The following is a 24,593-nucleotide window of genomic DNA, read 5'->3' as shown; positions in this document are numbered from 1 at the left end:
GATAATAAATATACAGTTGCACTTGCAGATGAATTAAAAACAAAAATTGATGGAGCATTACAAAGTAGTGTAGCAGATAATAAATATGCAAAAGTAGATGCTTCAAACTTAGATGAAAACAATGCAACAACAAATAGAGATAAATGGATTAATAAATTAGGAACAGAAAAAATAAGCGAAGCAATTACAGAAAATGCAGCTAAAGGTAAATTAACAACAGAAAAAGCAGTAAAAGATTATGTAAAACAAGAAATCGATACTGTTAATACTACAGTAAATGGTAAATTAAGTAGTGAAGATATAGATGTTAAAGGGGATGATTATATTAGTGTAGCAAATGATACAGCTAAACCTAATCATTATACTCTAACATTTGATAAAGCTAAATTAGGTAATGATATTGACTTATCTAATAATACTAAATTAAATGAAAAATTTGATAAATATGCACTACTTGATGGAAGTAATTTAAATAATGATTTCAATTTAACTAATTGGGAAAATGCATTGGGTAAAGGAACTATAGATAATAAGAGTAATGGATTAGTAAAAGGTTCAACTGTATATAATTATATGACTGAATTTAAAAAACAATTATCTAAAGAATCAACTCAAGATTTAGCAAACAAATTAAATGTAGATGCAGATAATTTAAGTGATAAAGGTGTAACTAATTTAACTACTAAATTAGGAACTGGTGAAGTTAAAGAAGGTGATACTAAACTTGTTACAGGTGGAACAGTATATACTAAATTAAATGAAGTTAAAACAGACTTAGATAATAAGTATACTACTCTTAATACTCAAGTTACAACAAATACTGGTGATATTACTGCATTAAAAACAGATGTTAAAGATCTTAAAAAGACAAAACAAGATATTACTAATATCAACACTAAGTTAGATGGTAAGTTAGATAAAGCTGATTTATCAATAACAGGTGATGATTATATAACTGCTACTAAAGGTAATAAATTTGATTATACATTAAAAGTTAATAAAACTAAATTAGAAAGTGATCTTGATTTAACTAATAACACATCAGTAAACAATATGTTTACTAATAAATTAGGTAATATTAATACTAATATTGGAGATTTAAAAAATGAGGTTGAAAACAATAAAGATAGCATCAATAAATTAACAACTAAAGTAGATAACAATACTAACGATATTACTAATTTAAAACAAGATATTACTAAGAAGTTAGATGCAGATGCAAATAACTTAAGTGCAGATGGTATAACTAATTTAACTAATAAATTATCTAAAGATTCAAACATAGCTAAACCTAAAGATAGATTAGTAACAGATAAACAAGTCAATAAGTACTTATCTAGATATAATGATGCGTTAGGAGTAGTAGATAAGAAGTCTACTGTAGCACTTGAAAAATCTGAATTAGCATTAGGTGGAGTAGCAAATGCAGTAGCAATGGCAAATCTAGTTCAAGTTAATTCTTATTCTGACTATAGACATAATTTAAGTGCAGCATATGGATACTATGGAGGATCACACGCATTAGCAGTAGGATTTAGTGGAACTAATGAAGAACGTAACTTTGTATACAAATTAAGTGGTTCAGTAAACAATAAAGGTAATCTTGCGTTCGGTGTTGGAGCTGGAGTTATGCTTGGCGATAAAGATGAAAGATTGACAACAGAATATAGTACTAAGTTGAAATCTGTAGAAAAAGATTTGGTGGAAGCTAATAAGAAGATAAAAGAATACGAAGAAAGACAAAAAGCAACAGATATAAAGGTAAAAGAACTTGAAAGAAAACTTAACCAAATTTTAAATAAACATTAAAAAGTTTAAATGCAAGGCTATAATTATTTAGCCTTGTATTTTTTTGAATTTGCCCATCTTTTAAAATAAATAAATATGTGCTACAATATCTTGTAAAAGTATACATTTTAGGAGGCGTCGTGGACGAGATAGTAAAAAAGGTTTCATTGATATTAGGTATTAATGAAAAAAACATTTCAGATACATTTAAGCTATATGATGAAGGAGCAACAATCCCCTTTATTTCACGTTATAGAAAAGAAGTAACAGGTGGCTTGAATGAAGAACAAATAAGAGATATTATTGATAAAATAACATATGAGAAGAATTTAGAGAAAAGAAAAGAAGAAGTAATTCGTTTAATAGAAGAGCAAGGTAAATTAACAGAAGAGCTAAAAAAAGAAATATTAGAAGCTAATGTCTTACAAAAAGTTGAAGATATATATTTACCTTATAAGAAAAAGAAAAAGACTAAGGCAGATATTGCAAAAGAAAAAGGATTAGAACCTTTTGCTAAAGAAATATATGATGGTTTAAGTATAGCTAAAATTTCTAGTGAAGCAAGTAAGTACATAATTAGTGAAGTTTTAAATGAAGCAGAAGCAATAGAAGGTGCTTACCTAATACTAGCACAAGACTTATCAGAAAACGTAAAGATACGTGAGTATTTAAGAGAACAAACATTAAATATTGGTATAGTCTATGCTAGTGTAATAGAAAAAAATAGAAGTCTAGATGAAAGATTAGTATATTCAAACTATTATGAATTTAGTGAAGCTGTTAAAAAGATTGCATCACATAAGATACTAGCAATTAATCGTGCTGAAAAAGAAAAGATCTTGAAAGTTAACATAGATTTTGAAGATCAAGATAAGTTGAAGATAAAAAGATATATGTATAATCATTTCTTTAAAAAAGCAAATGCTGATATGAAAGAAGAATTAATTCAAAAGGTTGTAGACGATAGTTACGATAGATTACTATTCCCCTCAATAGAAAATGAAGTTAGAAGTACATTGACAGATAGGGCAGATAAAGAGGCAATAAACATATTTGCAACTAACCTTGAAGCACTACTATTACAACCACCTATACTTAAAAAAACAATTTTAGGATTAGACCCTGGTATTAGAACAGGATGTAAGCTAGCAGTAATCTCAAAAGATGGTTTCTACATTACATCAGATGTAATATATCCAGTAAAAGGTGCACACAGTGAAGCAATGCTAGAAAAATCACGTGTTAAACTACTTAAATATATTAAAGAATATTCAGTTGATATTATTGTAATAGGTAATGGTACAGCATCACGTGAAACTGAAAGCTTTGTTGCAGATGCAATTAAAGGACTTAAATGTAAGTATGTCATAGTAAATGAAGCAGGAGCATCTGTATATTCAGCATCTAAATTAGCTCATGAAGAATTTCCTGATTTAGATGTAACTGTACGTGGTACTATTTCAATTGCAAGACGTATACAAGATCCATTATCAGAATTAGTTAAGATAGATCCAAAATCTATAGGTGTTGGTATGTATCAACATGATGTAAATCAAAAGGAACTAGAACAAAAACTAGTAGAAACAATAGAAAAGATTGTAAATAGAGTTGGAGTAAATCTAAATAGTGCATCATTTTCAATATTGAGCTATGTATCAGGTGTTAAGAAGAATATAGCTAAAAATATTGTGGAGTACAGAAAAGAACATGGAGACTTTAAGTCAAGAGAAGAATTAAAAAATGTAAAAGGATTGGGTGCTAAGGCTTTTGAACAAATGGCAGGATTCGTTGTAATACCAGATTCAATTAATCCACTAGATAATACAATAATTCACCCAGAATCATATCCTCTAGCAGAAAAGATTTTAGAGTTAGTAGAATCTAACCCTAGTGAATTTAGAACTAACTATGTTGAAATACGTCAAAAGTTAAATAATCTTGGTTTGAAAAAAGTGTTAAAAGCTATGGAAGATACTTATGGTAAAGATACAATAAAAGACGTATATGAAGCCTTATTAAAAGACAGAAGAGACCCAAGAGAAAACTATCCTATGCCTATACTAAAATCTGACATATTAACTATGGAAGACTTAAAAGAAGGTATGATACTAGAAGGTACAGTTAGAAATGCTACAAAATTTGGAGTATTTGTTGATATAGGTTTAAAAAATGACGCTATGATACATATATCAGAATTATCAGAAAAATTTGTTAAAGATCCAACACAAGTATTGACTGTTGGTCAGATTATTAAAGTAAGAGTATTAAGTGTTGACAAAGTTAGACACAGAGTAACTTTATCAAGAAAAGGAGTTAAATAATGGAAATAGATTATTCTAAAACACTAAATTTACCTAAGACAAGCTTTAAGATGAAGGCAAATTTAGCACAAAGAGAAGGATTACAGTTAAGGGATTGGCAAAAAGCAAAAATTTATGAAAAATCAATAGCAGATAAGACAAAACCAGTGTTTTTCCTACATGATGGGCCTCCATATGCAAATGGAGATATACACGTAGGACACGCAATTAACAAGATATTAAAGGATATTATACTTAAATACAAGAGAATGAGAGGGTATAATGCACCATATATACCTGGTTGGGATACACATGGATTGCCTATAGAATGGAAGATAATTCAAGAAAAAGGTGAAAAAGTTGCATCTATGTCTGTACTTGATTTGAGAAATGAATGTAAAAAATATGCCTTAAAACAAGTAGAAAAACAAAAGAAAGACTTTGTGAGACTAGGTGTTTTAGGTGATTTTGATAATCCATATATTACATTAAAACCTGAATTTGAAGCTGAAGAATTAAGAGTATTTAAAGAAATCTATGAAAATGGATATATATATAAAGGTCTAAAGCCAGTTTATTGGTCACCTACAACAGAAACAGCATTAGCTGAAGCAGAAATTGAGTACAAGAATGTTACATCACCTGCAATATATGTAAAAATGGATATGTGTAAAGATGGTTTAGATAAAATAGGGTTAGATAAAGCTAGTATAGTAATTTGGACAACAACACCATGGACATTACCAGCTAACTTAGGTATTGCATTGAATAAGGACTTTGTTTATGGAGTTTACAAAACAGAAAAAGGTAATCTAGTAGTTGCAAAAGAATTAGAAAAACAAGCATTTTCTAAGATGGGATTAGATTATGAATTGATAAAGGAATTTAAAGGAGACCTATTAGAAAACACTCATTACAAGCATCCGTTTATAGACAGAACAGGGCTTGTAATATTAGCTGATCACGTAACATTAGAAGCAGGTACAGGTTGTGTACATACAGCACCAGGACATGGGGCAGATGACTTTATTGCAGGGAATAAGTATAATTTAGGGATATTATCACCAGTAGATGATAAGGGTCATATGACTTATGAAGCAGGTAAATATGAAGGATTATTCTACAAAAAAGCAGAAAAGCAAATAGTGCAAGACTTGTTAGAAACAGGATATATATTATCAGTAGAAGAGATAACACACTCATACCCACATGACTGGAGAAGTAAGAAGCCAATAATATTTAGAGCAACAGAACAATGGTTTGTAAACATAATGGATAGCGATATAAGAGAAAATGCATTAAAGGCTTTAGATGAAATTAAATTTTATCCACAATGGGGTAAAAATAGAATAAAATCTATGCTTGAAGTAAGACCAGACTGGACTATTTCAAGACAAAGAGTATGGGGTGTACCTATACCAATCTTCTATAACAAACAAAATGAAATAATATATCATAGTGACATCATGGATAGAATAATAGCTATGGTAGAAAAAGAAGGTACAGATATTTGGTGGAAATATTCTGCTAAAGAATTAATAGGAGAAGAACTATTAGCAAAATATAACTTGAATGCAGATGAAATAAGAAAAGAAAGAAGTATATTAGATGTTTGGTTTGATTCAGGTGTAACTCATAGATCAGTTGTAGTTCAAAGAGGTTACAAACGACCAGTAGACCTATACTTAGAAGGTTCAGACCAACATAGAGGATGGTTCCAATCATCACTATTAACATCAATATCTAGTACAAAAGATAAGCCATATAAGCAAATACTAACACATGGTTTTGTTAATGATGGACAAGGTAGAAAAATGAGTAAGTCTATAGGTAATACCATAGCTCCTAATGATGTAATTAATAAATATGGTGCAGATATATTAAGACTATGGGTATCATCAGTAGATTACAGAGAAGACGTAAGATTATCAGAAGATATATTAAATAGAACTTCAGACTCATATAGAAAGATACGTAATACTGCAAGATACTTACTAGGTAATGTTAGTGACTTTAACATTAATGAAGACAAAGTAGACTACAAAGATATGTTAGAAATAGATAGATGGGCATTAAATAGACTAGAAAGATTAAAGAAAAAATTAGAAAAACTTTATGATAACTTTGAGTTCTATAACATCTTCCAAGAAATATCATATTTCTGTATTATAGAAATGTCATCATTCTATTTGGATATAATAAAAGATAGACTATACTGCGAATACAAGACATCATTAAAGAGAAGATCAGCACAAACAGTATTAGCAGAAATATTAAAAATATTAGTTAGAGCTATTTCTCCAGTTTTATCATTTACAGCTGAAGAAATATGGGAAAAGATGCCAGAAGAATTAAAAGATAGTGAAAGTGTTCTATTAACATCATGGATACCAGTACATGAAGAATATATAGATGACAAACTAGAAGCTAAATGGGAAAAATTATCTGCTTTAAGAAAAGAAGTAAACAAAAAGATAGAAGAAAGAAGACAAAAAGGTGAAATAGGTTTAGCACTAGATGCTAGAGTAGTATTAAATATACAAAACAAGGACTATGAATTTGTAAAAGAATATTCAGATTGGGATTTATCTGATATCTTCTTAGTATCTCAAATAGCATATGAAACAACACCTTTAGAAAATACAGAAATTGAAGGAGTTACAGTAAGAATAGATAGAGCATTAGGTGAAAAATGTCAAAGATGTTGGAAGTATAGTACAGAAATAGGAGATAGCGAATTTGGACAAGTAACACCTAGAGATGCAGAAGTTCTTAGATTAATGAAACAAAATGGAGAACTAAATGAAAAAGAATAATGAAGAGATTGTATATGCATTAATAGTTGTCCTTTTGCTAGGTATAGATCAGTTAACTAAACAGGCAATAAGAAGTTTAGCAAATGGTGTAATAGGATATTCTTTTAGAATCATGGGAGATTTTTTACGTTTTACTTATGTTGAAAATCATGGAGGCATATTTGGAATATTTCAAGGGCATATAAGGGCATTTACTATTGTAAGTAGTATATTAATAATATATGTATATGTGACAGAGCTAAAAAACTTTAGTAAATATTCAAACTTAACCAAGATAGGTGTTCTATTTATCGTAGCTGGAGCATTAGGCAATATGTTTGATAGATTTTTTAGAGGGTATGTAATAGATATGATAGATTTTAGAACAATATGGTCTTTCATATTTAATGTGGCAGATATGTACATACACATAGGTGTATATCTAATAGTAATTGCATATATATTAAAAAGGAGAAAGAAAAAATGACTTTTCAAAATATAATATTAACATTACAAAAGTATTGGCAAAAACAAGGTTGTGTTTTAGCTAATCCATATGATGTTGAAACAGGAGCTGGAACTTTTAATCCTGATACATTTTTAATGTCATTAGGACCAGAACCATGGAAGGTTTGCTATGTTGAACCTTCAAGAAGACCTAAAGACGGTAGATATGGACAAAATCCTAATAGAGTGTATCAACACCATCAATTTCAAGTTTTGATGAAACCATCACCTGATAATATACAAGAATTGTATTTAAAAAGTCTTGAAGCATTAGGTTTGGACTTAAAAGAACATGATGTAAGATTTGTTGAAGATAACTGGGAATCACCTACACTAGGAGCGTGGGGTCTAGGTTGGGAAGTATGGCTTGATGGTATGGAAATAACACAATTCACATATTTCCAACAAGTTGGAGGTCTAGAAGTTGAAATAACACCAGTGGAAATAACATACGGGTTAGAAAGAATTGCCCTTTATTTACAAAACAAAGACAATGTATATGATCTTGACTGGGCAGATGGAGTTAAATATGGTGAAAGAAGATTCCAATATGAATATGAAATGTCAAAATATAGCTTTGAAGTAAGTGATAGTGCTATGAATTTTAAACTATTTGATATGTACGAAAAAGAAGCAAATAATTGTTTGGAACATAAGCTAGTATTACCTGCATATGACTATGTATTAAAATGTTCACATACATTTAATAACTTAGATGCAAGAGGATCTATAGGTACAACTGAGAGAATGGCATATATATTAAGAGTACGTGATCTAGCAAAGAAATGTGCAGAAATATTTGTGGAAAATAGAAAAAACTTAGGTTTCCCACTATTAAAAGAAGGAGAAAAATAATGAAATTTTTATTTGAATTAGGTGTTGAAGAATTGCCTTCAAGATATGTAGATATATCTGAAAAAGCTTTAAAAAAAGAAGTTGAAAAAGAATTAAAAGAAAATAGAATTCATTATGAAAGCATAGAATCATTTAGTACTCCAAGAAGACTAGCTTTAAGAATAAATGGCATGGATGAAATGCAACAAGATTTAAATGAAGAAAAAATAGGACCTAGCACTAGCGTTGCACTAAAAGACAAAAAGCCAACAAAGGCATTACTTGGATTTTTATCTTCAAATAACTTAGGTGAAAATGACTATAGTATAGTAAATACACCAAAGGGTGAATATATTAAGATAAAAAAATATATAAAGGGTAAGAGAACAGAAGAAATATTAAAAGATATTTTGGATAAAGCTTTAAAATCATTAGAATTTGAAAGAACTATGAAGTGGGGTTCTAATACTTTTAGATTTGTAAGACCTATAAAATGGATAGTGGCACTAATAGATAATAAGGTGCTAGACTTTACATTTGAAGGAGTTAAATCTGGGAACATTACAAGAGGTATGAGAATATTTAAGAGTCAAGAAATACAAATTGATGATATAGATTCTTATGAAAAGCTATTAGAAGAAAACTATGTAATAGTAAGTCATGATAAAAGAAAACAAATGATAATTGACCAAATACATACTAATTGTGATACAGAAGAAAAGAAGACACAAATAGATGAAAAATTATTAAAAGAAGTTGTAAACTTGGTTGAATACCCTTATGCTATAATGGGTTCATTTGATAAGAGTTATCTTGTACTTCCAGAAGACTTGATAACTATAACTATGAAGACACATCAAAGATACTTCCCTGTAAGATTTGCTGATGGTAAGTTAGCGAATAATTTTGTGGTAATTAGAAATGCACCTATGTACTCAGAAAGTGTTAAGTTAGGTAATGAAAAAGTAATAATACCAAGACTTGCAGATTCTAAATTCTTCTTTGATGAAGACTTGAAGCATAAATTAAGTGATAATGTAGAAAAGTTAAAAAATGTAATGTTCCAAAAAGATATGGGAACTATATATGAAAAAATGCAAAGATCAACTGAAATTGCTAAATTTTTAAATGCAGATTCTGATACATTGCGTACTATTTACTTAGCAAAGGCAGATTTAGTTTCAAATGTAATAAATGAAAAAGAATTTACAGAATTGCAAGGTATGATGGGTGGTATTTATGCAGAAAAAACAGGAGAAAATGAAGTTGTTTCAAAAGCAATACCAGAACACTATATGCCAAGATTCCAAGGAGATAAATTACCAGAAACTATACAAGGGGCTATAGCTTCAATATCTGATAAGCTAGATACAAGTATAGGAGCATTTTGTGTTGGTCTAAAACCTACAGGTTCAAAAGACCCTTATGCTATTAGAAGGGCAACACAAGGTATTTGTCTTGTAGCACTAGATAAAAAATTAGATGTAGATTATTTACAATTAATAGATAAGGCATATAATATATTTAAGGGGAATAAGGAAGTTAAGTATGCTAAGGCATTAGAAGAATACAAAACATACTTTAAACAAAGATTAGAAAATGTTTTATCTGATATGTATGATAGAGATTTAGTTAGTTATGTAATAAATAACGAAACTAATTTTAAAAATCTTTTAGTTAAATTAGACAAATTAAAGACATTAGAAAATACTGATAAGTTTACTGATTTAATAAATGTATTAAAAAGAGTAAAAAACATATTAAAAGATGTTAAAATTACAGAAATTGACTCTGATTTAATAAGAGAAAAAGAAGAAAAAGCTCTATTAGAAGTCTTATTAACCCTAAAAGATAAAGACTTCTCAAGTACTATAGATATTTTACTTGAGAATAAGGATGTAATTAATAACTTCTTTAATAACATTAAGATAAATGTTGAAGATGTTAAAATGAAGAACAATAGATTAGCATTATTAAATAATATTCTAAAAACAACAGGGAATATTATAGAAATATAGAGAGGGAGATATGAAAAAAATATTTTGTCTCTTCTTCATGATGTCTGTAGCACTTTTAGCAGCAGACAATAGGATAAAAATAAATGAGGATAAGAATCCTAATGTTGCAGAATCAAAGTTTAATATAAATACAAAAAATGATAATATACTATTGGAAGCTGTTTACAAAAAAGAATTAGAAGAGGGAGTTTCTGACTTAAAATCATATTTTAAAAATGGTAATTCAATAGGACTTAATATAACATACTTTTTGGGTGAGGGGAATAATAAGCAAAATACTCAAGATAAGATATCTATAATTAATTTTTCAAATAAGCCCATTAGTAGAAAAAGTAATATTAATTATGAATTAAAAAGCAGCAGTGAACAAATAAAAAGAACAGTTAATGCTATAAACGAAACTATAAACATAGGAAATGTAAAAGTTAAAGCAGGAAATAGTGATAAAAATAAGACAAAAAGTAATACAGTAATACCTATTTTAAATAGTTATGGTGTTATGTTACAAAAAAAATACGGTAAATTAGACAAGAATAAATTGTTGGTACAAGAAAATTCTGTTAAAACATACAAGATTGTTATAACTTTCAATGGAGGAAAATAAGGATGGAAGATAGATTTACAGATTTATCAGAACATATAGAAGATAATAGTATAAACAATCTTAGACCAAAAACTTTTGATGACTATATAGGTCAAGAAAAAATAAAAGAAGCTATGAAACTATACATCAAAGCTGCAAAATTAAGAAATGAACCTATAGATCATATACTTCTATACGGACCACCAGGATTAGGTAAGACATCGCTTGCATATGTAGTAGCTAATGAAATGAATAGAAATATTAAAATAACATCAGGGCCTGTTTTAGAAAAATCAGGAGATCTTGCTTCAATATTAACTTCATTAGAAGATGGCGATATTTTATTTATAGATGAAATACATAGATTAAATACTAGTGTAGAAGAAATACTTTATCCTGCAATGGAGGATGGTGAAATAGATATACTAATAGGTAAGGGACATGGTGCTAAAAGTATACGTATAGACTTACCTAAATTTACTTTAATTGGGGCAACTACCAATGCAGGTAAATTATCTAAACCATTACGTGATAGATTTGGAGTTTCACATAGAATGGAATTCTATACTACAGATGAATTATCTAGAATAATTAAAAGAGGTGCAAATATACTAGGAATACCTTATGAAGATGATGCTATAGATATTATGGCAAAAAGAAGTAGAGGTACTCCTAGACTTGCCAATAGAATATTAAAAAGAGCAAGAGATTATGCTATGATTAAAGGTAACGGCGTCATAGATGAAAAGTCAGTTATAGGGATATTAGATATGCTAGAAATAGATGAATATGGACTAGATGCTATGGATAGAAGAATATTGATTAAAATAATAGAAAACTATAACGGAGGACCTGTTGGACTAGAAACTTTGTCACTTCTTTTAGGTGAAGACAAAAGAACAGTAGAAGAAGTGTATGAGCCATATTTAGTAAAAAATGGCCTTATAAAACGAACACACAGAGGACGTGTTGTAACTGAAAAAGCATATAATCATTTGGGAATAAAGGTGGATGAATGCTAAGTATAGTCGTAGATAAAAAAGATGTTAATGTTGATTATGTTAGTATAACAAATGAAAAAGACATACGTCATATGGTTAACGTATATAGACTAAAAGTAGGTGATAATATCCGTGTTACAGATGGAACTTATCAGTACTTATGTAGTCTTTTGAAAATATCAAAAAAAGAAGTTTTAGCTAGGATAGAAAATAAAGAAGAGGATATATATAATTTAAGTATAAATATAGATGTCGCAGTTGGCCTTATAAAAAACGATAAGATGAACCTATTAATACAAAAATTAACAGAAATAGGAGTTAGAGGTATAATACCTCTAAAGACTGAAAGAGTCGTAGTAAAACTAGATACAAAAAAGGATAAATGGGAAGATATAGTTACAGAATCAATGAAACAATGTCGTGCAATAAGAAGAACAAAAATATTAGATATCATGAAGTTAAATGATATTGATTTTTCATTGTATGATAAAGTAATATATCTTTATGAAAATTCTTGTGAGAGTATAAAGATAAATGAAGCGGTAACAAAACAAGATAAAAATGTTTTGTGTATAATTGGTCCAGAAGGTGGATTTACACAACATGAATGTAGTAAATTGACTGAAAAAGGAGCAATTGAGATTAGCTTAGGTAATAGAATATTAAGAGCAGAAACGGCAGCAATAGTGGTGTCTGCAGTTTTAGCTCATATTTATGGATATTAAAAAAGGAGTATTATGAAAAAGTTTTTGTTAATATTATCATTAATTAGTATATTTTCATGTGGAATAAAAGAAGATACAAATAAAGGGAATAGATTAGTTCTAGTTGGAAATAGTTATTATGTGTACTATGATGATGAAGTAATTGAAATACCTAGTGGTACATATTTAACTAAAGATACTAAGGTTGATGACTATTTCTTCAGTTTTATGGGTAAGCAAATAAAGGACGAAAAGAAACTTTTAGTAGATTTAACAAAGTATTTCCCACATGGTATAACTGATATACAAAGAGGTTCTAAACCTAGTAATTATACAGAATTACCTACATACAAAGTAAATGGTAAGACTATGGTTGATAGTGTAAAACTTGCTGATTTATTAGCTGGTCAAGATGGTGAAGGACTAATTAATAGTGAATTAAGTACAGATATAATAGACGTTAAAAATGGTGATGAAGTAGATCCTAATGTTTCTCTAGAAGGTAAAAAAGTAGAGATATTAAACGCAAATGGTATACCAGGATTTGCAAAAGAATTAGGGGATGCTTTGGTTAATAACTTGAAGATGCAATACAATGCTGAAAACTATGGAAAGCCTTCTAATTTCACATATATTGTAAACCATAAGTTGACAGATCAAGAATTATCTAAGTTTATCAACAGCTTAAACTTTAAATATATTAAAGTTTTAGATGATCCTAATTTAAAACCAGATAGTGATGTAGTACTAATAACTGGAAATGATGAAAAAGTTAATTACCCTATTAATATACTTACAAAAAATGGAAGTACAGAACTACAAAATATGCTAGAAGGGTATAAGGTAGTAGTTAAAAAAGATGAAAATGTTACAGATGGTGTTGTAATTAAATACAACAAGGAAGATATATTAATAGCTAAAAAGCTACAAAGCATATTAAATGATGCTAAGCTAGAAGAAGATAATAGTATAAAGCAAGGTCTAATAATACAAAGTTCAAGATAGGAGAAAAATGTTAGATATAGAAATAAGAATAAAAAATATTGTAGATGCTATTGAAAGCAAAAAAGGTGAAGATATTAAAGTTTATTCTGTAATAAATAAGACACCGTTTTATGATTATTCAATAATATGTACAGGTAGTTCAAAAAGAAATGTAGATGCAATAGTAGATGCTGTTAAAGATACAATGGATAGTATTAATTCAATTGAAGGACAAGCAGATAGCGACTGGGTTTTAATTGATGGAAAAGATATTTTAGTAAATGTATTTACTAAGGATGCAAGAGACTACTATGAACTAGATAAATTTTATGGAGAAATTTAGGTAATGAAAGCAAGAAGGGTAATGGACACCGAAGGTGAAGGGAAAAGAATAACATATTTTCTTTTCATAGTTGGGTGTATATTTCTTTTATTAATTTTAAGATTATTCTATCTTCAAATTTTAAATGGGGATATGTATAGAGAAAAAGCTATGAAAAATAGTTTGAGAGAAAATGTAATAAAGGCTGCAAGAGGTAAAATTTATGACGTTAATGGTCAAATTTTAGCAGATAATGTTACAGGGTATAAGATAATACATCTTCAAACAAAGACTATGAGCTTGGAAGAAAAGAATATATTATTACAAATGAATGGTAATAATAAAAGTATGTATAATACACTAAGCAGTAAGAAAAAAGCAAAATTAGATGAGATGTTTTTTGATATTTCATATATTTCAAAGATATCTAATTCTAGTTTTGATGAAATATTAGAAACTTTCTATAAGACACCTACTATGGGGTTCGATAAGGTTATAACCGTTGTAGAAGATATACCTCAAGATATTGCAATAAAAGAAGTAGAAAAATTGCCAAATGATAGAATAGATATAGTTGAGTATAATAAAAGAAATTACCCTAAAGGTAAACTTGCCTCACATATATTAGGTTACGTTAAGCTAATATCAGCAGAAGAGTATAAGGTTTTAAAAAATGCTGGATATTTAGTTGATGATTTAATAGGTAAAAAAGGTATAGAAAAACAATATGATAAGCAACTTAAAGGTACAGATGGTCAAGAATTTGTTGAAGTAGACGTTAAGGGTAATATTATTAAAAAGTTGGATGAAACTAATGCTATTGGTGGAGATAATGTATATTTATCAATAGATTTAGACTTACAACAATATATGACAGATATATTTAGTTCAAATCCTGGGGCCTTTATTGCTATGGATGTGAAAACAGGTAAGATAATTACCTTTGTTAGTTCACCAGAAATAGATGCAAATTTACTAAGTTCTAAGATGAATAAAGACGATTGGAACAATTTAGTTAATTCAAAGGCTACACCATTAGTTAATAAAGGAATAGCAGGACTATACCCACCAGGATCAACATTTAAAGCTGTTATAGGTTTATCAATATTAAATTCAGGTATAAGTCCACAAGAAGGTGTAAACTCAACAGGGACATTTACTTATGGTAAAGTAACTTTTAGAGATTCACACCAATATGGACATGGATATACTAATTTCTATAAGTCAATAGAACAATCTGTAAATACATATTACTATAACTTCATAATGAAAATACCAAGAGATAATTTCTTTAGAATAGCTAGAGAATTTGGTATAGGTCAAAGAACAGGAATAGATATTTCTGGAGAACAAGAAGGAGTACTTCCAACACCAGAATGGAAGAAGAAGAGATACAAGAAGAAATCACAACAAGTATGGCTACCAGGAGATATGATTAATATGTCTATAGGACAAGGATATATATTACTAACACCTATGCAAGTATTAATGATATATCAAACAATAGCAAATAATGGGGTTATGTTGTATCCTACACTTGTAGATAGATTTGTTGATTCAAGTGGTAATACAAGAAATAATAAGACAAGAATAAAGAGAAAATTAGATATAAGTATGAACTCAATAAAGCAAATGCAAGAAGCATTAAAGTTGCCAGTTTCTTCACCAAGTGGTACAGCTAAGATATTAAGACTACCATATGTTAAAGTAAGTGCAAAAACAGGAACAGCACAAAATAGTGGAGGAGCAAATCACTCATGGATAGCAGGATATTTCCCATCTGATAATCCAAAAATAGCATTTGTCTGTTTAGTTGAAAACGGAGGATATGGTGGAGTCGCTGCTGGGCAAAAAGCAAGAGCATTTATTGAAAAATTCTATAAGAAAGGAGAAGAAACAGATAATGGAAGAAAATAAAGTTAAAATGTCAAAAAAATTAAAAGAAATAACTTCTATGCCTACCATAAAAAAGAGAGTATTTAGAACTAGAAAAAAACGTCCATTGGATGATGAAAAGATAGAAAAAACATATATAATACCATTAGGTGGTTTAGAAGAAGTTGGTAAGAATATGACGGCATTTATGTATAAGGATGAAATGATAATAGTAGATGCAGGTTTATCTTTCCCATCAGATGAACATTTAGGAATAGATTTAATAATACCTAATATTTCGTATTTGGAAGCTAATGTCAGTAAGATAAAAGCCCTATTAATCACACATGGTCATGAAGATCACATAGGTGCAATACCCTTCTTATACCAAAAATTAGGTAATCAAATAGATATGTATGGAACAAAGTTGTCACTAGCATTAGCTAAGGCAAAGTTTGAAAAAAAAGAAATAAAAAAACCAAAGACACACACAGTTGTTCCAAGAAAAGTTATAAAATTATCAAAATATTTTACAGCTGAATTTATAAGTATAACACACAGTATAGCAGATGCTTGTGCAATATGTATTAGAACACCAGGAGCTACAATAGTTCATACTGGAGATTTTAAAATAGATTTATCACCAGTAAAGGGTGATGGCTTCGATTTTGCAGGGCTTGCAAAATTAGGTGAAGAAGGTGTTGATATGTTGTTATCTGATAGTACTAACTCATTGGTACCAGGATATACACCATCAGAAAAATCAGTGGGTAAGAATATTGCAGAAGAAGTTTCAAAAGCAAAAGGGAGAGTAATATTAGCAGCATTTGCATCACACGTACACAGAATACAACAGATAATAAATGTAGCAGCACAATTTGATAGAAAAATAGCTATAGATGGAAGAAGTATGCTAAAGATATTCGATATTTGTGAAAAATTAGGATATTTAGATGTGCCAAAGGGAATTATGATAGATATCACACAGGCTGAAAAAATGCCTGAAGATAAGGTTATGGTAATTTGTACAGGCACTCAAGGGGAACCGCTAGCAGCATTATCAAGAATTGCAAATGGCACACATAAGTATATTACATTAAGAGAAACAGATACTGTAATTATTTCATCAACACCTATACCAGGTAATGAAAAAGCTACTAGTAGAAATGTAAATCAACTATTAAAAAAACAAGCTGATGTTGTGTTTGAAAGATCAGTTGGTGTGCATGTATCAGGACACGCAAGTCAAGAAGAACAAAAATTAATGTTGAATTTAATTAAGCCCACTTTCTTTATGCCAGTACATGGAGAATACAGTATGTTAAAAAAACATAAAGAATCTGCTATAATGACAGGTGTTAAACCTGAAAATGTAATTTTAGCTGAAAATGGATTTAAAATAGCACTAACACATGATAGTTGTAAGGTAGAAGACAAAGTACCAGCAGGCTTAACATTAATTGATGGATCAAGAATTAGTGATATAGGTAATAGTGTTTTAAAAGATAGACAAAGTATGGCAGATGATGGAATATTTGTTGCAAATATACCTTTATACAAGACAGGTAAGTTTGGCTACAATATTGAAATAGTAACTAAAGGCTTTGTTTATGTTAAAGATGCAGAACAATTATTAAGTGATGCAAAAGAAATGATAAGACTAGAATTAAAGAATATAGAAGGAAAGAATTTGTCTGATAAAACAAAGATGAGACAAATACTAAGAAAGAAAATATCAGATTATCTATACAAGAAAACAGATAGATCACCAATGGTATTACCAATAATTCTTGAAGTATAATAGGAGGATAAAAGAACCTATGGGTATAAAATATATGGACGCTAAAAGACTACGTAGAGTCTTAATTGGTGGAGCAAAATGGATAAAAAGACATGAGAAATATCTTAATGAATTAAATGTTTATCCAGTCCCTGATGGCGATACAGGAACGAATATGTCTATGACAGTTCAGAATATGATAGATGAAATTATGGAAAATACTACTGATAAAACAGATATGAAAACTTTATCAGATGTAGTTGAAGATGCTGTTTTAATAGGTGCAAGGGGAAATTCTGGGACTATATTATCACAAATAATAACAGGATTTTTAAGTAGTGTTAGAGACAAAAAAAGGTTAAGTCCTAGCGATGTAGCAGATGCATTAATTGCAGCAAAAGAGTTAGCATATAAAGTAGTCGATACACCAGTTGAGGGTACTATGCTAACAGTTATTAGAATGGTTTCTGAAAAGGCAAATGAAGTAAGAAATGTTGAAACTTTTAATGAGTTTATAGACGCAATAGTAGAAATTGCTAATGAAGCTGTTGAGTTAACTCCAGAGTTACTACCTAAATTAAAAGAAGCAGGAGTTGTAGATTCAGGAGGTAAGGGATTATTCTATTTCTTTGTAGGTATGTGCAAAATACTAACAGAGCTAGAGCTACTAACTAAAGCATCAGTTGTTGAAAGCGACTATGACAAGACTATACTTAATATCAATCACAATCAAGAAGAAATTAAATATAAGTTTTGTACAGAGTTTATCATTCAAATAAAGGAAGACTTTGATAGAGAACAGTTAAAATCTGAACTACTAGAATTAGGAGATTCAGCTGTATTTGCAGCATCAAGTAAGAGATTTAAGGTTCATATACATACCAATACACCATTAATTGTAATAGATAAAGCAATACAAAATGGAGAATTAGAAAAAGTTAAAATAGAAAATATGAAAGTACAAAATGAAAATGTACTAAAAGATGAAAAAGGACTTGCAAAAATATTTGTTAATAAGAAGAAGTTCTTAAGAAAAGATGCGTATGTAATCCTAGCTGATACACTAGCATTGAAAGATAAGTTCCTAGAATTAGGAGCAGATGTTGTAATATTAGGTGGACAAGGTCAAAATCCTAGTGTTAACGATATAGTAAATGCAGTTAGTAAGGTAGAAGGATATAGCAATGTATATGTATTACCAAATAACAAGAATGTAATAGCAGCAGCAAATCTTGCAATGGAAAAAATTAGCACACCACTAATTGTAATTCCAACTAAGACTATGCTAGAAGGTATGTTCTATTTGAAATATCCAAAAATAACAATAGAAGAAAAAGATAAATTAAATAGCATTAATAGTTCCGTTGAAATTACAAGAGCTGTAAGAGAAACAGTTGTAGATGGAATGGAAATAAAGGTGGATGATTATTTAGTATTAGTTAATACTAAGATAATGTTTGTAACTAAGACACTAGAAGAAGCTATAGATAAGATAATATCTAATTTAGTTACAGAATATACACTAAATATTACTGTTGTTGAAGGTAATACAATATATCAAAATATACGTGATAAGTTCAATAAATTAAATTCAAAATTAGTTGAAAATGTTAAGTTTATTGAAGGTAAGCAAGAAAATTACGATTACTATATTTACATAGATAATAAGCCAAAAAATCAACCAGATGTTGCAATAATTACAGACTCAGCATCTGAATTAAGTCCACATGAAGTTATAGGTAAAGGTATTACAATATTATCGACTAGAATGGATTGTGATGGAGTTGAATATAGGGACGAAGAAAATATTACAAAACAAGAATTCTGGGATATATTAGTTAATCAAGATAAGCAATTTAGAACAGCTCAACCTTCACCTAAGGATATAGTAAATACATATACAGAAATATTTAATAGAGGGTATAAGAAAATATTAGTTATACCATTATCAAGTAAATTATCTGGTACTCAAAATGTACTTAAATTAGCAAGGGAAATGATAAAAAAAGAAGACAGTATTGTCATATACGACTCTAAAGCTATTTCAGTACAATTAGGATACATGGTACAAGAAGCAGCTAAGTTAATAGGAAATGGAAGAAGTATAGACTATACTATAAATTATCTTGATAAATTAAGAGATAATATGAAATTATACATAGTTGTTGATAGCTTAAAATACCTATACCTAGGAGGAAGAATTTCTAAGGCAGCACAAACAATAGGGGACTTATTAAATATGAAGCCTATACTATCAATAGCCAATGGTTCTTTATATGTAGAAAAGAAGGTTTTAGGTGGAGAAAATAGTATAACTAGATATCTAGAAAAAGCAATAAATGAAAGAATTAGAAAACATAGCATATATCTATTATCAGGAGCAGGTGGAACTTCTAGTCAAGTAGAACAAGCTAGCAAGTTAACATCTATCTTCAAACAAAATAGAAAGGTTACGGTTATTAGTCCAATGAAAGAAATAGGTGCAACTGTTGGTACACATGCAGGGCCTGTTTATGGAATACTAATTATACCTAAATTACTATAATGAAATCATTTAGACTAGATAGAAGTACACACAGAATGAAAATATCTGAATATTTACGAGAAATTCAAAATTATTCGTCAAGAAGTTTGAGAAGAGTACTTGTATATTTGGATAATAAGCAAGTAAGGTTAACTAAAAAATTACCATCAAGTGGGACATTAAAAGTTGTTGAAAAAGAAAAAGAGACAAATATTAAACCCATAAAAATGAAATTAGACATAGTCTATGAAGATCAAGATTTATTGATAATAAATAAGCCATATGGACTTATAACGCATCCTACTCTAAAAAAAGTTGATGTAACTTTAGCTAATGGAGTGGTTTACTATTTAAACACTGTCCCAAGGTTCTATAATAGACTTGATATGGATACAACTGGATTGATAATAGTAGCTAAAAATAGCTATACACAGTCTTTTTTACAAAATTATGGTAATGTTAGAAAAAAATATTTAGCTATTGTAGAAGGTAAGCTAGAAAAGGAAACTATAATAGAAAAGAATATATATAGACCTGAAAATGAGATAAAAAGAATAATAGATGAAAAAGGTCAATATGCAAAGACCAAGGTTATACCAATAGAATATAACGAAAAACAAGATATATCTTTGGTAGAGTGTGAACTATTTACAGGTAGAACGCATCAAATAAGGGTGCACTTATCATATATAGGTCATCCTATACTTGGTGATAAGTTGTACAGCGATAAAGAAAATAACGATGTCAAAAGGCAGATGTTACATTCATATAGCTTAGAATTTATACACCCAAGAACAAAAGAAAAAATGGATATAACAATAGAAGCGTATGATGATATGAAAAAAATATTAAAAAAATATTCAAAAAATGATTCAAAAATGCTATAATGTATTCGTTAAAAAGATAACATAGTTTTTAAAATTTAAGGAGGTATATATTATGTCAGTAAAAGTGGCAATTAATGGATTTGGTAGAATAGGACGTCTTGCATTAAGACTTATGATTAACGATCCAGAATTTGACGTAGTTGCAGTAAACGATTTAACAGATCCTGCAATGTTAGCACACTTATTTAAATACGATTCATCACAAGGAAAATTCAATGGTGAAATTAAAGTAGAAGAAGGAGCATTTGTTGTTAATGGTAAAACAATTAAATCATTCTCTAATGCAAATCCTGAAGAATTACCTTGGGGAGAATTAGGTGTAGACGTAGTATTAGAATGTACTGGATTCTTTGTTAAGAAAGAAAAAGCAGAAGCTCACATAAAAGCAGGAGCAAAGAAAGTTGTAATTTCTGCTCCAGCAAAAGGAGACGGTGTTAAAACTGTAGTATATAACGTAAACCACGAAATCTTAGATGGTTCTGAAACTGTTATATCAGGTGCTTCATGTACAACTAACTGTTTAGCTCCAATGGCTAACGTATTAGAAAAAGTATTTGGTATTGAATGTGGATCAATGACAACTATACACGCATACACAGGAGACCAAAACACATTAGATGCACCACACAGAAAGGGAGATTTCAGACGTGCAAGAGCAGCAGCTGTAAATATTGTTCCTAATACAACAGGTGCAGCAAAAGCTATTAAATTAGTTATCCCTTCATTAGCAGGAAAATTAGATGGTGCTGCACAAAGAGTACCAGTTCCTACAGGATCATTAACAGAATTAGTAACAGTTTTAAAGAAAAAAGTTACAGTTGAAGAAGTTAATGAAGCTATGAAGAAAGCTGCAACAGAATCATTTGGTTACAATGAAGAACCAATCGTATCTTCAGATATAGTTGGAAGCCACTTTGGATCAATATTTGATGCAACTCAAACAAAAGTTATTGAAGCAGGAGATCATCAATTAGTTAAAACTGTTGCATGGTATGATAATGAAATGTCATATACAGCTCAATTAATAAGAACATTAAAATATTTTGTTGAATTATCAAAATAAGCTTTAATAAAATAAAAATTATTGAAGGCTTCTAGCATTATGTTATGCCAGAAGCCTTATTTTGGAGGAAATCATGAAAAAGAAAACTGTTGAAGATTTACAAGTTTTAGGTAAAAAAGTTTTAGTAAGAGTAGATTTTAATGTACCTATTAAAGAAGGTGTAATTAAGGATGATAATAGAATAAAAGCAGCATTACCTACATTAAAATATCTTTTAAGCAAAGGAGCTAAAGTTATTGCATTCTCACACTTAGGACGTATAAAAGAAGAAGCAGATAAAAAGAGTAAGACATTATTACCTGTTTCAAAAAGATTAGCAGAACTTTTAGGACAAGAAGTTAAATTCGTTCCACAAACAAGAGGTAAAGAATTAGAAGATGCAATTTCAAACTTAAAAAATGGTGAAATCTTAATGTTTGAAAACACAAGATTTGAAGATTTAGATGGTAAGGCTGAATCAAAGAATAATCCTGAATTAGGTAAATACTGGGCAAGTTTAGGAGATATGTTCGTAAATGATGCATTTGGTACAGCACATAGAGCACACGCTTCAAATGTTGGAATTTCTGAAAACTTAAAAGGAAATACAGCTGTTGGATACCTAATGGAAAAGGAAATAAAGTTCTTAGGTGGTGCAGTTGATAATCCTAAAAAACCTTATGTTGCAATTTTAGGTGGAGCTAAAGTTTCTGACAAGATTGCAGTTATAGAAAACTTAATTGAAAAAGCTGATAAAATACTAATAGGTGGTGGAATGATGTTTACATTCCTAAAAGCTAAGGGATTAAATACAGGTAAATCACTATTAGAAGAAGATAAACTAGACTTAGCTAAAGAAATTTTAGCTAAAGCTGAAGCAAAAGGTGTTAAGTTAGTATTACCTATCGATACAGTTGTTGCAAAAGAATTTAATAATGATGCACCTCATAAGACAGTATCAGTAGAAGATATAGCTTCTGATGATATGGGATTAGATATAGGGGAAAAGACTGTAGAATTATTCAAGAAAGAATTAGAAGGTGCAAAGACAGTTGTATGGAATGGACCTATGGGAGTATTTGAAATGAGTAACTATGCTAAGGGAACAATAGGTGTTTGTGAAGCTATAGCTAACTTAAAAGATGCAATTACAATTATAGGTGGTGGAGATTCAGCAGCAGCTGCAATCCAATTAGGATACAGCGACAAGTTCTCACACATTTCAACAGGTGGTGGAGCATCACTAGAATACTTAGAAGGAAAAGTATTACCAGGATTAGCAGCAATAGACAACAAGTCTTGTGGATGTAGCTGTGAATAATATGAAGGTATATTTAGCAGGTGCTTTATTCAATGAAGCAGAAGTAGAACAAAGAAAAAAAGAAGGGAGAATTTTAAGAGAAAATTTTCCTAACTTAGATATATTTAATCCAATAGATCAACCTTTTAATGAAAATAAGCAAAGTTTACCTACACCAGAAGAAATTTACACAAATGATGCAAACGCTGTAAAAAATTGTGATATTGCAATATTTGATTTAACAAATGAAGATGCTGGAGTTATGGTTGAACTTGGTTTAGCAATAGCATATGGGAAGATAATAATTGGAATAAATTCAGATATTAGATTAAAATCTAGTAACAAGTATGATATACCAACATATGGAATGAATCACTTTGTTTTAGGTGGAATATTAAAATATGGTAAATTAGTATATTCATTTAATGAAGTGGTAGAAGAGTTAAAAAAAATTGTAAAATAAATACTAAGGCGTAAGCCTTAGTATTTTTATTTATATCCCTTAAGTAAATTGTGTTTAACTTCCATTTGTTGTTCAGGTGTTTTTGCATTCTTTTCTTTGTAAATAGTTCTTTCAAATGAACCATACATAGGGTTAGGGAAGATAATGAATTTATCACCAAATTCAGCCTTAACTTCTTCTAACTTCTTTTCTCTATCTGCCATTGAAGTTTTAGAAAAGTCTCCAAAGTCACAGATGTTATCTCCGAATAACATTACGATATCATAATGTGTTTTAACATTATTCATTCTTTCAACTTTTGTACCTAAATTTTTGAATAATAGACTTTTTGTACTTTGAACAGGTATTTCTTCATTTTCAAGATTCTTCTTAGTAATATCTACTTGATTACCATCTCTATCAGAGATAAAGAAGATCTTAACTTTATTCTTATTAGCAAATCTTAAAAATTCTTTAGCACCAGGAACAGCTTTAGCCTTACCTAATTGTACCCATTCATCCCAAGTTTTAGGACTAAATCCAGTACCATCTTTAATATTTTGTGCTTGATATTGACTATTATCTAATACAGTTTCATCTATATCAAGAACAATAGCTATAGGTTTTTTGTGATGTTTTTTAATGATTTGTGCTAAGTTCTTTGTTGCAAGCTTGTAACCTTGAAGGTATAGAGCTTTAGCTTCAACAGATGTTTGGTACCAATAAGTACTCATAGTATTTTCTCTAGCCATTAATTGGTTAGCAGTCAATGTATAAGTTTTGTCTGCTGCAAAACTTGCTATAGTAATAGTAGTTGCTAATAAAGCAAATACTTTTTTAGATAATTTCATTTAGAAAACCTCCTAATTAAGATACTAATATTGTATATTGAAAAATGCATAAAATC

Annotated in this window: 19 protein-coding genes; 18 read left to right on the top strand and 1 reads right to left on the bottom strand. The window is 29.4% G+C overall.

Annotated elements, in window-relative coordinates:
- The 18 genes from IMK15_RS02020 to IMK15_RS01935 form a co-directional block, all read left to right on the top strand.
- Positions 1-1,809 (top strand): YadA C-terminal domain-containing protein (locus IMK15_RS02020; protein ID WP_192941697.1); only part of this gene is annotated, 1,809 nt, incomplete at its 5' end.
- Between the two features lie 119 nt (positions 1,810-1,928).
- Positions 1,929-4,109: a Tex family protein gene (locus IMK15_RS02015; protein ID WP_192941696.1), complete on the top strand. Its 2,181-nt coding sequence runs from the start codon at positions 1,929-1,931 to the stop codon at positions 4,107-4,109.
- Positions 4,109-6,904: an isoleucine--tRNA ligase gene (gene ileS, locus IMK15_RS02010; RefSeq protein WP_192941695.1), complete on the top strand. Its 2,796-nt coding sequence runs from the start codon at positions 4,109-4,111 to the stop codon at positions 6,902-6,904. The genes IMK15_RS02015 and ileS overlap by 1 nt, the downstream gene beginning before the upstream one ends.
- A complete protein-coding gene (lspA, locus tag IMK15_RS02005; protein ID WP_226869161.1) occupies positions 6,891-7,370 on the top strand; it encodes a signal peptidase II in 480 nt (159 codons plus the stop codon). The genes ileS and lspA overlap by 14 nt, the downstream gene beginning before the upstream one ends.
- Positions 7,367-8,245 (top strand): glycine--tRNA ligase subunit alpha, encoded by an 879-nt coding sequence (gene glyQ, locus IMK15_RS02000; protein WP_046329099.1) that lies wholly within the window; start codon positions 7,367-7,369, stop codon positions 8,243-8,245. The genes lspA and glyQ overlap by 4 nt, the downstream gene beginning before the upstream one ends.
- Positions 8,245-10,242 carry a glycine--tRNA ligase subunit beta gene (gene glyS / locus IMK15_RS01995; protein WP_192941694.1) on the top strand — a complete coding sequence of 666 codons (1,998 nt, stop codon included), beginning with the start codon at positions 8,245-8,247 and terminating at the stop codon, positions 10,240-10,242. Before glyQ ends, glyS begins: the two co-directional genes overlap by 1 nt.
- A gap of 10 nt (positions 10,243-10,252) precedes the next feature.
- A complete protein-coding gene (locus IMK15_RS01990) occupies positions 10,253-10,846 on the top strand; it encodes a hypothetical protein (RefSeq protein ID WP_192941693.1) in 594 nt (197 codons plus the stop codon).
- Between the two features lie 2 nt (positions 10,847-10,848).
- Complete coding sequence (ruvB, locus tag IMK15_RS01985) at positions 10,849-11,847, top strand: Holliday junction branch migration DNA helicase RuvB (RefSeq protein WP_192941692.1); 999 nt, start codon at positions 10,849-10,851, stop codon at positions 11,845-11,847.
- The gene (locus IMK15_RS01980; RefSeq protein ID WP_192941691.1) at positions 11,841-12,551 is read left to right on the top strand and encodes an RsmE family RNA methyltransferase; all 711 of its coding nucleotides are present in this window, start codon (positions 11,841-11,843) and stop codon (positions 12,549-12,551) included. Before ruvB ends, IMK15_RS01980 begins: the two co-directional genes overlap by 7 nt.
- 12 nt (positions 12,552-12,563) lie before the next feature.
- On the top strand, positions 12,564-13,535 hold the full coding sequence (locus IMK15_RS01975) for a LytR C-terminal domain-containing protein (protein WP_192941690.1): 972 nt from the start codon (positions 12,564-12,566) through the stop codon (positions 13,533-13,535).
- A gap of 7 nt (positions 13,536-13,542) precedes the next feature.
- The gene (gene rsfS / locus IMK15_RS01970; RefSeq protein WP_046329093.1) at positions 13,543-13,857 is read left to right on the top strand and encodes a ribosome silencing factor; all 315 of its coding nucleotides are present in this window, start codon (positions 13,543-13,545) and stop codon (positions 13,855-13,857) included.
- Between the two features lie 3 nt (positions 13,858-13,860).
- Complete coding sequence (gene mrdA, locus IMK15_RS01965; RefSeq protein ID WP_226869160.1) at positions 13,861-15,753, top strand: penicillin-binding protein 2; 1,893 nt, start codon at positions 13,861-13,863, stop codon at positions 15,751-15,753.
- Positions 15,740-17,512, top strand: coding sequence for a ribonuclease J (locus IMK15_RS01960; RefSeq protein WP_084710378.1), 1,773 nt, complete (start codon positions 15,740-15,742; stop codon positions 17,510-17,512). The genes mrdA and IMK15_RS01960 overlap by 14 nt, the downstream gene beginning before the upstream one ends.
- Before the next feature lie 19 nt (positions 17,513-17,531).
- On the top strand, positions 17,532-20,036 hold the full coding sequence (locus tag IMK15_RS01955) for a DegV family protein (protein ID WP_192941688.1): 2,505 nt from the start codon (positions 17,532-17,534) through the stop codon (positions 20,034-20,036).
- Positions 20,036-20,902, top strand: a complete 867-nt coding sequence (locus tag IMK15_RS01950; protein WP_192941687.1) for an RluA family pseudouridine synthase — start codon at positions 20,036-20,038, stop codon at positions 20,900-20,902. Before IMK15_RS01955 ends, IMK15_RS01950 begins: the two co-directional genes overlap by 1 nt.
- A gap of 52 nt (positions 20,903-20,954) precedes the next feature.
- Positions 20,955-21,965 carry a type I glyceraldehyde-3-phosphate dehydrogenase gene (gap, locus tag IMK15_RS01945; protein ID WP_046329088.1) on the top strand — a complete coding sequence of 337 codons (1,011 nt, stop codon included), beginning with the start codon at positions 20,955-20,957 and terminating at the stop codon, positions 21,963-21,965.
- A gap of 73 nt (positions 21,966-22,038) precedes the next feature.
- A complete protein-coding gene (locus IMK15_RS01940; RefSeq protein WP_046329087.1) occupies positions 22,039-23,265 on the top strand; it encodes a phosphoglycerate kinase in 1,227 nt (408 codons plus the stop codon).
- Position 23,266: 1 nt separating this feature from the next.
- Positions 23,267-23,707: a nucleoside 2-deoxyribosyltransferase gene (locus IMK15_RS01935; protein WP_192941686.1), complete on the top strand. Its 441-nt coding sequence runs from the start codon at positions 23,267-23,269 to the stop codon at positions 23,705-23,707.
- Between the two features lie 26 nt (positions 23,708-23,733).
- Here the strand turns inward: IMK15_RS01935 and IMK15_RS01930 are convergent, their stop codons facing one another.
- Positions 23,734-24,537 carry a 5'-nucleotidase, lipoprotein e(P4) family gene (locus IMK15_RS01930; RefSeq protein ID WP_192941685.1) on the bottom strand — a complete coding sequence of 268 codons (804 nt, stop codon included), beginning with the start codon at positions 24,535-24,537 and terminating at the stop codon, positions 23,734-23,736.
- Positions 24,538-24,593 lie beyond the last annotated feature (56 nt).

The organism is Sneathia sp. DSM 16631 (genome assembly GCF_014892235.1).
GTDB classification, from domain to species: domain Bacteria; phylum Fusobacteriota; class Fusobacteriia; order Fusobacteriales; family Leptotrichiaceae; genus Sneathia; species Sneathia vaginalis.
Note: the sequence above shows the minus strand (reverse complement) of the source record. Positions and strands in the feature narration are given on the sequence as shown.